Below are 13,322 nucleotides of genomic sequence, written 5' to 3'. Positions count from 1 at the left end.
CTATCCTTCTATAGGAATTTACACGCTCAAATTTATACTGTATAACACTCAAAATTATAAAACATTCATGCAAAGAAATATTTCGGAAGAACTATATTCAGAAGCCAAGAACTACTTTCCTGGAGGAGTAAGTTCACCTGTTCGTGCTTTTAAATCTGTAAAAGGAACTCCTTTATTTATCAAAAAAGGAAATGGTTCACAAATTTGGGATGAAGACGACAATCAATTTACTGATTTTTGTTGTTCTTGGGGACCGCTTATTTTAGGGCATAACAACGATGCCATTCGTGAAGTTATTGTTGAAACGGTTGCCAATGGTACTTCTTTTGGTACGCCTACCCGCTGGGAAAACAAACTAGGAGCATTGTTGTTAAAAAACAACCGCTTTATTGAAAAGTTACGTTTTGTAAGTTCAGGAACAGAAGCCGTTATGTCTGCCATTCGTTTGGCTAGAGGTGTTACAGGCAAAGATAAAATTGTTAAGTTTGACGGCTGTTATCACGGGCATGCTGATTCTTTGTTGGTCAATGCGGGTTCTGGTTTAGCGACATTTGGAGTGAGTAGTTCTGCAGGTATTCCTGCTTCTTTTGCCAACGAAACACTTGTCTTGCCTTTAGATGATTTGGAAGCAGTAGAAACTACCTTTAAAGCACATGGCAACAGTATTGCCTGTGTTATCATAGAAGCCGTTCCTGCCAACAATGGGCTCTTATTACAACGTCCAGAATATTTGCAAGGGTTGCGTGATTTATGTACTCAATATGATGTTTTATTAATTTTTGACGAGGTTATCTCTGGTTTTAGAGTAGGTTTTGAAGGTGCTGCTGGTTATTATAATATTCAACCTGACATCATGACTTATGGTAAAATCATTGGTGGAGGTATGCCTGTAGGGGCTTATGGAGCTAGCGCTGAAATCATGGGACATGTTACTCCCGATGGCAATGTATACCAAGCAGGAACTCTATCGGGCAATCCTGTAGCGATGGCAGCAGGCTTCACGGCAGCAAGTCAATTATTGGAAGATGGTTTTTATGAAAAATTAGAGGCTACCACTCAAGATTTTGTTGCTAAAATCCAATCTTATTGCGATAATAAAGGCTATGAAATCAACATTAATACGATTGGTTCTATCTTTTGGATTTCATTCACCAAAGATGAAATTCGCCGAGCAGATCAAATTGATGGTGCCAGCATGGACAAATTTAAAATATTGCACGCCTATCTATTGGACAACGGTATTTATTTAGGTCCTTCTGGTTACGAAGTAGGGTTTATTTCTGCGGCACATACCCCCTCAGAGTTAGCTGCTGCTGTAGAGAAAATATGCGCTGGTATGGATTTGGTTCATGCCTAATCCATCCTGCAATAAATACAGTTGATTACTAGTTGGCTGATTTTAAAATTGGAAGATAACACAGAAATCATCTTCCAATTTTTAAATCAGCTAACTTTTTTTCATCTCATTAACTTGCTCCCTCATAAAAACGACAACTGATTGCTCCCGCAGCGTTTTGCATAAAGATCACTTTATAGGATTCATCCGCTAATAAATTATAAACCAATGTTCCATCCTCTCTAATCTCATTAGGTTCTCCCAAAAACTCTCTTAGGTCATTGTAAGACATAACCTGAACAGCCGCATCTGCATCTACCTCAATTTCATTATTGTCTTTTAATTCTGCTGGGCAACTCGGCAATATGGTTTCAAATTTATCAAAAACGGCTTTTCGATCTGCCCCGTCCAAGGTTTTAAATTTTACACAAAGTCCCAATATAGCATTGCTCAATTGGCTTTGATCAAATATTGCCTGAGGTTCAGTTGTTACCACTTCTTCTTTCATCACATTATCCACTATCAATTGATCTTCTACAGAAAGCGTTTTTGCATCCTTTGTTTCGTTCGTATTGGCTTCTTTTCCAGTATCCTCACAAGACATTGTTAACGATGCTACAAGCAATAATAAATAAGCTAATTTAAAATTCATCTTTTATTGTTTTATAAAAAAATACATTCAAAATAGTATGCTACAACAGCAATAAGAATCAGCGTTTCCTTTGTTCTTGACGCATTCGTTTGGGACCATACCACAACCAAAATCCAGTAATCGTAAATAACAATAAAGCGAGTCCCATAATAGAAGTATACAACAACTTAAAAAAGCCATTAGAACACCCCAATAAATCGTCTAAAATGGAGCCATCGTGTATATCTTCCAATAAATCGGAATACCGCCTATTCACTCCTAATAATTGCCCTGTTGTTCCGTCAATTTGTACTTCCCAATAATTTTGCACATAAATAAATTTCGCTACGCCCTTATTTTTACGAATATCGATGCGATGTACCTCAGGCAATAAATTAGTATTTGCTGTTGTTGCTCGTAAATATCCGTCAGCCAACGCATTCAAACTATCTAATGGCAACCAAGCATTCAAGTGTGTAGAACTTCCCCTCTGTGTTTTTGGGAGAAGATAGCCTGCGCTATTTTTTTTCCATCCCAATGCGCCCCCTGTCACAGCCATAAAAAAGAAAAAAATAAACAACAAAGCTCCCGTAATACGATGCAATTTTCTAAAATTCCGCAATATTTTCGCTTGTTGTTTCCTATTATTCCGCTCTGCCATTCTAATTATTTTCTTTGAGGCATAAATGTAAAGAAAAATTAGAACTCTCAGCATACAAATGAATATTTAGTAGGTCTTATACGTTAGCTTTTAGTTGTTCTTCTTTTTCTAAGTATTGATGAATAGCAGCAAAGTCTAAGCGCCCCATTTTTGCTTTTTTTGCTGCAGCAAATAATTCTTTAGTTAGGCTCGCCAAATGTAGTGGTTGATTCAATTCATCGGCTGTTAATGTTGCCAAATGTAGATCTTTATGCATCCACTCTAGAGGAAATTGCACCTCATAATTGCTCGTCCGAATCATATCTACTTTTAATTTGGTAAATGGTGCGGTTACCACTAAATTGGGCATTAATTGGAGTAAAAAATCATTGGAAAATCCCAATTTTTCTCCCAACAAAATGGTTTCTGAAAAAATCAACATCGATTGTGCTAACATAAGATTAACCAGCATTTTAAATGCCGTTCCTTTGGTTGTTCCTCCTAGCGGTACTACCTTTTTACCCATCATCATCAGATAAGGCTGTATGGCCTCCAATTTTTCTTCTGCTGCTCCTACCAAAAAGACCAATTCTGCCTGTTCTGCTTGTGATTTTGATCCCGCTACAGGGGCATCAATATACAACAACTTAAATTTTTCTGCCTCCTTCTGAGCTTTTGTACTAAACGATGGATTTACGGTAGAACAATCGATCCAAGTTGCCCCCTTTTTCATTATGGATAAAACCCCTTTGCTTCCTAAAAATAATTGTTCCACAACCTCTGGGGTAGACAACATACTAAAGACTATATCAGCGTCTTTGGCTGCATCCTTGGCAGAAATAGCCTGACGAGCACCTTCTTTTTCTAGCAATTGAGCTGCTGTTTTTGTCCGATTCCAAACCGTTACATCAAGTCCATTTTTTAATAGATTAGTAGCCATGCGACTCCCCATTATTCCTAAGCCAATAAATGCAATTTTCATTTTTTTGCAGTTGTTCATTGTATTTTGTTTGATAAATTTATAATAATAACTTACCCCACAAATATAGAACAGGCTGTTTGTCAAAACTATTCGATAAAAAACAAAAATAGCAGGCTTGCGTCAAGTATTTAAGATAAAAAATTCCGATGCTTGGATAGCATATATTGCTTTGGCGATAAGCCGAATCTGTTTTTGAATTCTTTGATAAAATAAGAGATATTATCATAACCAATCTCAAAGGCTAAGTCTGTCACAGTGATTTCCTTTTGATTCAGAATGCACAAGGCTTTTTCCATTCGTTTGTCTTTGAGCCATCGTTGAGGAGTACAGCCAAATAAAGCCTTAAAGTCTCGTCGAAAAGAGCTTATACTACGTCCTGTTAAATAGGCATAATCTACAATCTTAAGCGGTTTGTCGTAATTGTTTTCCATAAAGCCCTTTATGTTTCGTTTTTGAGGCAACGTAAGACGAAATAAGAAGTTTGAAAACTGCTTTTTGAGGCTCACATTGTTAAGCAGATGCAATAACTCTAATATTTTTAGGTCTAAGAAACGCTTATCGTTTAATTGATGTTTAGCATAAATTTCTAAGACTGTATTGGCAAATGTTTGGAGAACAGGAAGCTCCCCAAATTTCAGATGACTAGGAACCTTTGTTCGATCCATTTCTCTCAATTGGATCGTTGATAAAAAGTTGTGGATTAAGTCATCGTCAAAATAAAATAGGAGGCTCTGAAAGTTGCCCCCTTGGGGCAATAAATCGGAAATACAATACATTCCTCTGGGAACAAATAGCACTTCTCCAGCTTTCACAATCAGTAGCTCATCGTCATAAGTTCGAATATGTTGTTCGCCTGAAATTAAAATGGAAATAACATGATTGGAGATATAACCTTCTCTATTTAGAATTGGTTGTGCAAGTTGCTTACTTAAAATACATTTGTTCCCATCCTGCAAAATGATTTTGACGGCTGTTGCTCCAAATAATCGCTGTGGTATAATTATCATATTGATTCTATTTTATTAGACCTTATCACGAAACGAAGTTCATATATAACTCTATCTTTGATAATGTTTATTATTCCTCAAAAAACGATGTTTAGATTTAAAAAAATAGTCGAAAAACAGCAGAAAAAGTATAAATCTGTCATTCAATTATAAAATTTGCACAACCATTTGATCAAAAGGATTGCTTAAATTCTATTCCAAGCCTCTTTTATACGTTTCGATCGCTCTCAACCGTGCCATTTTGTGCTCAACTATTGGCGATGGGTACTTTGCAGTCCCCAATTCTGGAATCCAATAATTGATGTATTTAAGCTGAGGATCAAATTTTTTAGCCTGTATCAAAGGGTTAAAAACTCTAAAATAAGGCGCAGCATCGCAACCTGTTCCTGCTGCCCACTGCCAATTTCCATTATTGGCAGACAAATCATAGTCAACTAAACGCTGGGCAAAATAAGCGGCTCCCCAACGCCAATCAATTAGCAAATGTTTGCACAAAAAACTAGCTACGACCATTCGTACCCGATTGTGCATATATCCCGTTTTATTCAACTCACGCATCCCTGCATCTACCATAGGGTAACCTGTCATGCCACGACACCACCGATCAAATTCACCCTTATTGTTGCGCCACACTATGCCATCGTACTTAGATTTAAAATTATTATTTACCACCTTGGGGAAATGATATAAAATTTGCATAAAAAATTCTCTCCAAATCAACTCTTTCAAAAAAGTCTTATCCTTGCAATCGATTGCTTTTTGTACACATTTTCGGATACTGATCGTTCCAAATCTCAAATGAGGACTTAATTTTGAAGTCTGATCTATGGCAGGAAAATCACGTACATCAGCATAATTATTAATGACATTATCTGAAAGGTCAAAATCCAATACCTTAGCTTTTGACGACCTAAATCCCAAAGCATTAAGTGTAGGAAAAGGAAAATTTATCTTTGTAAAATTGGTCTTATCGTTTTGAGTATCCCTATTTGAATAGGAAGAAGCTGTCAGTTTTAACATCCATTGTTTGGCATACGGGCTGTATATTGTATAGGGTAAGCCATCCTTTTTTGTAATCTCATCTCGTTCAAAAATCACCTGATCTTTGTAAGAATTTAACGGGATATTGTGCGCTGCTAACAAGCTTTTAATCGCTTGATCTCGCTCTTTAGCATAGGGCTCATAATCATGATTCGTATACACCTCTGCAATCCTATAGGTTGCTATCAATTCTTCAAAAACAGCACTGACCACTCCTTGTTTTATGCACATTCCTGCTCCATCCTTTTGCAAAAATTCGTGCATAGTCCTTAGCTGTTTATAGATAAAGCTAATTCTAGCATCCTCTACGTTTAAAAGGTTGGTAATTTGGGTATCAAAAATAAACAAGGGCAAAATAGGCTTCCCAGATGCTAAGGCATGATACAAGCCTACATTATCTACCAAACGAAGATCTCGTCGAAACCAAAAGATGCTGATACTATCCCCCATAATTTCCAAATTGTTCTATTAATGCCTGTTTTCTATACTCAAAAATTTCTCTTAATTTGGGCTTGACCAATATAGGATGCCCCAAGCGCCCTAATGCGCCCAATGGGAGTTTGTAATCGATGATGTCCTCCATTTCTACCCCATTAGGTATTGGCTTAATAAAATGCTTGTGGTGCCATAAACCATAGGGGCCAAATCGCTGCTCATCTACAAAATATTTCTGATCCACCACATGCGTAATTTCTGTGACCCAATTGCACTTAATCCCCAAAATAGGTGTTACAGTATATTGAATAATTTGTCCTGCATACATGCTCTTCTCTCCTCCTGTAAGTATCTTAAACCCCATATAATCAGGGGTGATTCGTTTTAAGTTTTTAGGATTAGACAAAAAATGCCAAGCTTCATCCATCGTAATAGGAAGCTGTTGCTTTGCATGAAGACGGTATACTTTTCCTTTATTGATAAACGCTAACATATTCAACTATTCTCTTTGGTCATAAAATACAGGATAAAAGCGATAAGAATTATCCCTAGTTTTAAAAACAAAAAAGAAAAAATTAAGTTGCCTATAACATTTAAAAATTCGCTCGAATTTCTGCACGACCAACATGTACAATATTGCTTGCTTCTCCTGTCTTTCGCCCTTCGTAACTTACCGTTAATTGTATGCTTTTGGACAAAGCTTGTGCAATCGATATATTCCACAAATAATTGCTACCAGCTTGTAGGCCTTCTGTCATCGTATAACCAACCGAAGAGGTCGGATCGCCATCAAAACTCATTTGCACAATCGAAAAACTCGCTTTAATATTTGTCTTTGAGGTTTGACTATAATTTAGTTCCGTTGTAATATCGTGGCTTTGCACCAGCTCTTGTGCATTAATTCTATTCTTTTTATGGTTGAATTTATATTTTAGAATTACTCGAAATGCTTTTTTATACAAGAAGGTAAATTGTGGTTCTATTTTGTAAAATTCAACATCATAGTCTCGAATAGGGAAAAATTCAGATTGGTTGCCCTGAATGCCATAAACTCCTGTCAACAAAGCCTGTAATCTAATATTTCGCAAAGCTGCCGATGGTTTTTGTCCTTGTTTGTGTTTGCCTGGTTTTATATTCAAACGTTGACGCAGCGTATATTCCGTAAAGTTTCGAGTTTCAAAGCCTGTACTCAACAGTGTTCGTCCCTTGCTGTCTCGTTGTCCGAACTCTATACTATAAACCCCTGTTCTATTAAAATATAGATTATTATTAAGGCTAGAACTCACAGCAACCAAAGCCGTATCTGCTACTCCCAATTGAAATGGATTAAATGCGGAAACCCCTTCTATTCCCTCGTAGGTTTTTCGATCAATTTTAAAAACACTTCGAGTAGAAAAACGCTGCAAAATATCCCAACCTATGGGCAATTGATATTTTTTGCCTTTCTTTTTCCGCATCGACTGAATTAATGTCTTAGGGCGAATGGTCAAACTTTGACTAAATAGTACATTATTCGTGCGAATAAAAGAGCCCGTCAATAAGGTCACTCGGATGTAATCTGCTTGGTCTTGGAACTGTGCTTGTTCAAATTCATTGGTTTGTTGTACTTCATCATTATTTCGATCTACCCAAATGTAGGTTCCTTGTCCCTGGTCTACCTTGACATAATTGTATTCTACCTTTTGCTGTTGCCCCGAACCTAATTGATAAATGGTATTGGAGCGAATAAAGCCTTTTTTGATGTTCAAGATGTATTCTAAACGACCTAAATAAGTCTCTTTGGGTTCCTCTGTCGTTAAGGTGCTATCCTGCACTCGCAAATTTCTATACGTAAGATTCCATTTTAAGCGAGACGCTTTGCTTTGGTTCCACTCCCCTGCCAAATTAACATCATCTGCCACGGTATTCATCAAAAAACCATCCCTTTTAGCAGCATAATCATAACGGCGAATATAATGCGCCCCCAAAGTCAAGTTTTTACCTGCTGGCAATATAGAGTAGACTTTAAATAAATTATAAAAAAAACTGCCTTGGTTTAAGGTATCGGAACCTAAATCAATTTGGCTATTTTGCTCTAGTTCTCCATAGGCACCTATTTTCCAATTCAATAAATTTTTGAACGAATAGGAAACATCCAGTTTAGGACGAATAAACGTACTTTTTTGAGCTGTTGTAGTACTCTGTAACAAGCTACTATTACTGACAATTTGCAAGCCCTTATAATGTGTTCTGACCTCCAAATTATGCTGATAACCATTATACAAACTGTCTTTATTTAATCCACTAAATTGATAGGCAACGGTTCCCCACTTGCGTCCCGCTACACTCAACCGAAGTTTGTATAAATGTTCTTGTGTTTTCTCTGGCAAATTGATGTTCCAATCTCTAGAAAATTCTCTTGGTCGATAAGGTTCTATAAATTCAAATTCCTTCATCAAATATTCATAGTGAGCTTGCACATTCATATAATTATCTGCCTGTACCAAGCTATCTACAGCCGTTGTATCTCTAGTTGTCTTTTTTCCAAACAAGGGAATTTTATGTTCATAAGTCAAACGCCCTGCAAAGCCTTGATTGTCCTCATTTCCTACTTCTGAAAAGGTATTCTGATCGAGATTGGATAAGGCTAAATCGCCAGAAATTTTCCCTCCTTTTCCCAGCTTATAATCAACACCTAAACTATAGAGTTGGCGCTGTTTGGGCGTTGTTAATAGCTGAATGGGCTGATGCGTGCCATTGGGTCTACCCGTCAAAGGATCAGGAGCTACCCATTGATACACCACTCCATTAGCCGCCCCTTGAACCCGAATATAATTCCCGCCCCCTTCTACCAGTGCAAATTTTGCGCTATAAATAGCAGAGTCGGGATTGTTGGAGTAGACCAATACACTATCATAAGTTATATTATTAATAGTCGTATCGATCAATTTATAGAAGATAGACCCCGTATTGCTATTATCTTGATCGGGAATACTAATGCCAGAAACAAATGCTTGGTTAAGATTATCTCCTACTCGTTGTAGCACTGCTTTGGCAGAATCAGAAAGGGATTCCGTTAGCGTTTGACCTTTGGCATCTTGCTCAGAATAAAAGTTAAAACGAACCGTGCTTTTTTTAGTTTCATACGATACATTTGCCGTGCCTAAGGTTCTCAAAAAGGTCAAATCTGTATAGCTAAATTCGACCTGAATTCGTTTGTCTTTTGTAATTAACTGCTGTGGCGTAAAGGTCAATTCTCCTAGATTATAATCTATGATATAATCGTTATCGGCTCCCCTCGTCAATAGCTTACCATCAATATAAACTCGTTCTGTTCCTGCTATAATGATCACAAATTGTTCTCCATTTGCCCCCTTCAAACGATAAGGACCTTGATTGCCCTCTTCTCCTTGAAAAACATTTCTAGCAAACTTCCCTTTAGATACCGCAAAACTACCATCTGTTTTTAGGCGACCTTTGCCCAGTTTTAAATTGGTAAAGGCTTGTCCTCCTTGCAATCGACGATAATAATTCATAAAATAACTTCCCTTGGGTCGCTTAATATTATAATCTCCTGCAATCAACCGTTGTCGTTGGTATTTAAATTGGATAAAAATTCGATCAAATTCGTCCAATTGTTGTGTGTTTCCTTCGGGTTGTAAGGGGACATTATTATCTGTTATTGCTCCTAAAATTTCTATGTCGCCCAACTTCCCTGAGACCTGTAAATTAAAGGTTGAATTAAGAATCAAATCTTGACTATTTCCCAAAGATATGCCTCTTGCAAACACACCATTATAATCTAAATCACTAAAATTAAAAGCATCTCCCCCTGTTGTAAAGGGATTGTAGGTGTAAGCGCTCCCGATCAAACCGTCATGTTGTATAATTTTGCCAATTACAGCTTGATCTTTGTGTTGTCTTTTTTTGGTAAGGGGATAAGGAAAAACCCTAAATCGTGCTTGTAATAGCGTATCTAAGGGGCGTTTAAGAAAGATAAGTTGGTTGCCCTCTATTCGATAAGTAGAATCGGCAATTATAGTTGTTGAACTCCGCAATAAAACAGAATTGGGAAAAACAGCTTGGCTATCCAAAACCATGGTATCGGTATGAACAACCATAGAAATCACCCTCCAATTATTAATAGAAGGCGTATTCTGAGTGCTGTCTTGCTGCGCCCAAATAGAATAGGAAGACAAAAATAGTAGCATCCCTATCCAATAAGTAATTTTTGTTTGTTTTTCTATTTTGCCTGTCTTTTGTTAATTAATCGCTAATTGTCCATCTACTAAATCTAAACGTAAGGTACAATGACTTGTGTTGGGGTGACTCAACAACCATTTTGCCAAAGGGGCAATAATCTCGTCCTCCAAAGCCCGTTGTAAGGGTCTTGCACCATATCGTTTGTCAAAACCTATGGCTGCTAGATGTTCTTCTAACACCGTACTCACACTCAATTCTACATGGCGTTTACTCAAACCTTCTCGTTTGCTCAGTGCCTTTAATTCTAAACGTGTAATGGCTTTAATATGCTCCTCCTCTAAAGTGTTAAACGTTACAATATGATCAATTCTATTAACAAATTCTGGTCTAAAAAACTTAGCAATTGCAGATTCATAGTTGGTATCGTCTCCATTTCCAAAGCCAACAGAAGCTCTATTGGATGCCCCTAAGTTAGAGGTCATAATAATGATTGTATTTCTAAAATTGGTTACTCTACCATAGGCATCCACCAATAATCCTTCATCCAAGACCGTTAACAAAGCATCAAAAACAGAAGGATCTGCTTTTTCGATTTCGTCCAATAACAAAACAGAAAATGGTCGTTCCCTAATCTCCTGCACAAGCTTCCCTACTTCTCCTCCAATACCAATAAAACGAGCCAATTGAGCAGGGTGCTGAAATTCGCTCATGTCAATTCTAACCAAAGGGGATTTTTTTTGCCCTTTACCAAAAAAATACTCTGCCAAAGCCTTGGTAGAAGCTGTTTTTCCAACCCCTGTTGGCCCTGCAAAAATCATGGTAGCAATGGGTTTAAGAGGGCTATTTAGACCTGCTTTAAATATTTTAACCACATTTGACAAAGAAGCAATAGCTGCATCCTGCCCTATTATTCTATTTTTAAAATAATCGGTCAACTCTTGATCATCCAACAGCAAATCATCCCTCAAAAACAGCTCTGGCATTCCTGTTTGTTGAATAAAATTATCAATAATGTGCTTTTTAGTGATTTGGTGATAGCCACCTTGCTGTGCTTGGTTGATGCACTGGCTCAAAAATTTAACGCCTTTCCCTGGAAAACTTTCATAGGGATAATAACGCAGCAATAAACGATAACTGATAGATAAAGCTTTTTTATCTATTTCTATCTTCATATTTTGGCTACAATAATCGGCAAACTTATCTAAAATGGTTTGAATTTTATGTTCTGGTAATTCCTCTAAGGTGATTATTTGAAAATTTTCCACAAACCCAGGAAGCATTCTTCGCATACTTTCCAACTGAGCGGGAGTCACCTCTCCTACCATTTGCAGTTTTCCATTTTGCAAAAAAGAAGTTAAGAATGCCGCCACACTATCCTCAGGACCTTCTCCCCCCGTCTGAAGCAACTGAACCATATCTACGACCCACAAAATGCCATTGGCACATTCCAATTCGTACAGCAATTCCTCCACATTTTGTTGCCACTCTCCAAGATATTTGGCACGTGCCGTAATTCGCTGTGCCATCAACTGCCAAAACGTTAGATCTAATTTAGAAGCCTTGGCAGTAATTTTTCGGATTGCTTGGCGCAAGATGGAACTTTTTCCTGTTCCGTGCTCTCCTACCAACAAAACATTGGAACGAGTGCTCACTAATTTATCCACAGTTTCTCCTACTTCTCGTTCTAGTTCCCAAGCTACATCGGGAAAAGCAGCGATGTTTTTGCGCAGCGATTTGGTTTGAGGATAACGCTCTGCCATAGCCTCCAATTCTTTGTATTTATTATTAAAACTCCAACCATTATTAAAGTTATAATCTCTATACAAATTAATCCGCAAGGTAATTTCATCCAGCCTTGGGCGCAAGCCTGTAATCATTCGGTAAATCTCATCTGGCGTTTTTTTGTTGAGAATATTCGTAGCAAAGTTTTGAACCAAAGAGGTTAATAATTTGCTATCGTAATAATAAAAGCTTTCGCCCAGTAAGGGCAAAAAACAACAAAAATTTCCTTGGTCTGTTGGTCCCAGAACAGCATCCACTGGAACTTTTAACAATTTGCTAGAAGGATAAGAACGGTTGTTGTCTCTATAAACAGGGCGAATTTTCACCTCAAAAGTTTTGAGTCGAAATGACTCAAAAGGCGTATAAGGATAATCGTCGTATTTTTTATACAAACGCCTTAGGTGAGTTGTTAAGCTTGACTTGACGTTTTTTAGGTCTCTGTCTATAATTTGGTGATGCGTGCCGACCAATAGCCCTAGCACTCTGTTTTCAGATAATTGATAATATAATAAAGGATAAACAAATTTCTCCATGCTCACTTATTAATCGGTTAAGGTTCCTAAAGTAATCCAATAAAGATAAAAAAACAAATCACTGTTCAATTAAACGACTCTATTTTTTAGTATTTATGGTGGAGCAGAATAGAAAAGTATTTTTGAAGGAGTTTGATCCCCACTTAAACGTTGTTTTCAAATTGTATGATTTTAGTGCTCAGCTAAGTTGGTTTGACGGAGCAAAAAACCAATAAAAAAGCCACTCAATACCTAAGGTAAAAAGTGGCTTTTGCTTATTTTTCTAGAAGCGCTTGGATGGCTTCTTCCATATCTTCCAGCATCAAAGGATGCCAATTTACATCCTGATATTTTACGGTTCCGTCTGTATCAATTAAATACATTCTCGGAACGTGTAGGTCGGCAAATTTATTAAATAGCTCACGGGATGGATCCTCTACCAAATCATAGGCTAGCCCTTCTTTTTGGGACCATTCCTCTAGTTCAGCAGCGTTGTGTTCCCTTCCGATTCCTACTAGGTTAATTTGCCCTTTTAAATGTTCAAATTTTTGGCTTATGGCAGGAGTAGCCTCTAAACAGGAAGAACACCAAGTTGTGAATAAAACCAATAGAGTTGGTTTATCACTTCCTTCTCCAAATTTCACATTAGTACCTTCAGTTGTTTTAACATCAAAAGAACCAATATGGTGTTTTTGTTTAATATTTTCCATTTTTTATACAAGGATTAAATTTTAGATGTGGGACGATTAAAACATCACTAGGACATAATAAAAG

Annotated in this window: 10 protein-coding genes; 1 reads left to right on the top strand and 9 read right to left on the bottom strand. The window is 37.3% G+C overall.

Annotated elements, in window-relative coordinates; all coding sequences use genetic code 11:
* Positions 1–67 precede the first annotated feature (67 nt).
* Positions 68–1,357, top strand: a complete 1,290-nt coding sequence (gene hemL / locus AsAng_RS06265) for a glutamate-1-semialdehyde 2,1-aminomutase (protein ID WP_264791941.1) — start codon at positions 68–70, stop codon at positions 1,355–1,357.
* 109 nt (positions 1,358–1,466) lie between these two features.
* Here the strand turns inward: hemL and AsAng_RS06260 are convergent, their stop codons facing one another.
* The 9 genes from AsAng_RS06260 to AsAng_RS06220 all read right to left on the bottom strand — a co-directional run bounded on the left by AsAng_RS06260 (position 1,467) and on the right by AsAng_RS06220 (position 13,258).
* Positions 1,467–1,988: a hypothetical protein gene (locus tag AsAng_RS06260; RefSeq protein WP_264791940.1), complete on the bottom strand. Its 522-nt coding sequence runs from the start codon at positions 1,986–1,988 to the stop codon at positions 1,467–1,469.
* A 58-nt stretch (positions 1,989–2,046) separates the two neighbouring features.
* Positions 2,047–2,628: a PepSY-associated TM helix domain-containing protein gene (locus AsAng_RS06255; protein ID WP_264791939.1), complete on the bottom strand. Its 582-nt coding sequence runs from the start codon at positions 2,626–2,628 to the stop codon at positions 2,047–2,049.
* A gap of 76 nt (positions 2,629–2,704) precedes the next feature.
* Positions 2,705–3,607: an NAD(P)-dependent oxidoreductase gene (locus AsAng_RS06250; protein WP_264791938.1), complete on the bottom strand. Its 903-nt coding sequence runs from the start codon at positions 3,605–3,607 to the stop codon at positions 2,705–2,707.
* Between the two features lie 110 nt (positions 3,608–3,717).
* A complete protein-coding gene (locus AsAng_RS06245; RefSeq protein WP_264791937.1) occupies positions 3,718–4,596 on the bottom strand; it encodes a helix-turn-helix transcriptional regulator in 879 nt (292 codons plus the stop codon).
* A gap of 192 nt (positions 4,597–4,788) precedes the next feature.
* A complete protein-coding gene (locus AsAng_RS06240; RefSeq protein WP_264791936.1) occupies positions 4,789–6,087 on the bottom strand; it encodes a cryptochrome/photolyase family protein in 1,299 nt (432 codons plus the stop codon).
* Positions 6,077–6,565: an SRPBCC family protein gene (locus AsAng_RS06235; protein ID WP_264791935.1), complete on the bottom strand. Its 489-nt coding sequence runs from the start codon at positions 6,563–6,565 to the stop codon at positions 6,077–6,079. Before AsAng_RS06235 ends, AsAng_RS06240 begins: the two co-directional genes overlap by 11 nt.
* A 100-nt stretch (positions 6,566–6,665) precedes the next feature.
* Positions 6,666–10,262 carry a hypothetical protein gene (locus AsAng_RS06230; RefSeq protein WP_264791934.1) on the bottom strand — a complete coding sequence of 1,199 codons (3,597 nt, stop codon included), beginning with the start codon at positions 10,260–10,262 and terminating at the stop codon, positions 6,666–6,668.
* A gap of 51 nt (positions 10,263–10,313) precedes the next feature.
* Positions 10,314–12,569 carry an AAA family ATPase gene (locus tag AsAng_RS06225; protein WP_264791933.1) on the bottom strand — a complete coding sequence of 752 codons (2,256 nt, stop codon included), beginning with the start codon at positions 12,567–12,569 and terminating at the stop codon, positions 10,314–10,316.
* Positions 12,570–12,823: 254 nt separating this feature from the next.
* Entirely contained in the window at positions 12,824–13,258 is a 435-nt protein-coding gene (locus AsAng_RS06220) for a TlpA family protein disulfide reductase (RefSeq protein ID WP_264791932.1), read from the bottom strand.
* Positions 13,259–13,322 lie beyond the last annotated feature (64 nt).

The sequence above is a fragment of the Aureispira anguillae genome (assembly GCF_026000115.1).
GTDB lineage: Bacteria > Bacteroidota > Bacteroidia > Chitinophagales > Saprospiraceae > Aureispira > Aureispira anguillae.
This window is presented reverse-complemented; position numbering and strand designations above follow the sequence as displayed.

Excerpts from the sequence above, each read along its gene's own strand:
- hemL (WP_264791941.1), top strand. The coding sequence starts at position 68 with ATGCAAAGAAATATTTCGGAAGAACTATATTCAGAAGCCAAGAACTAC.
- AsAng_RS06260 (WP_264791940.1), bottom strand. The coding sequence starts at position 1,988 with ATGAATTTTAAATTAGCTTATTTATTATTGCTTGTAGCATCGTTAACA.
- AsAng_RS06255 (WP_264791939.1), bottom strand. The coding sequence starts at position 2,628 with ATGGCAGAGCGGAATAATAGGAAACAACAAGCGAAAATATTGCGGAAT.
- AsAng_RS06250 (WP_264791938.1), bottom strand. The coding sequence starts at position 3,607 with ATGAACAACTGCAAAAAAATGAAAATTGCATTTATTGGCTTAGGAATA.
- AsAng_RS06245 (WP_264791937.1), bottom strand. The coding sequence starts at position 4,596 with ATGATAATTATACCACAGCGATTATTTGGAGCAACAGCCGTCAAAATC.
- AsAng_RS06240 (WP_264791936.1), bottom strand. The coding sequence starts at position 6,087 with ATGGGGGATAGTATCAGCATCTTTTGGTTTCGACGAGATCTTCGTTTG.
- AsAng_RS06235 (WP_264791935.1), bottom strand. The coding sequence starts at position 6,565 with ATGTTAGCGTTTATCAATAAAGGAAAAGTATACCGTCTTCATGCAAAG.
- AsAng_RS06230 (WP_264791934.1), bottom strand. The coding sequence starts at position 10,262 with ATGCTACTATTTTTGTCTTCCTATTCTATTTGGGCGCAGCAAGACAGC.
- AsAng_RS06225 (WP_264791933.1), bottom strand. The coding sequence starts at position 12,569 with ATGGAGAAATTTGTTTATCCTTTATTATATTATCAATTATCTGAAAAC.
- AsAng_RS06220 (WP_264791932.1), bottom strand. The coding sequence starts at position 13,258 with ATGGAAAATATTAAACAAAAACACCATATTGGTTCTTTTGATGTTAAA.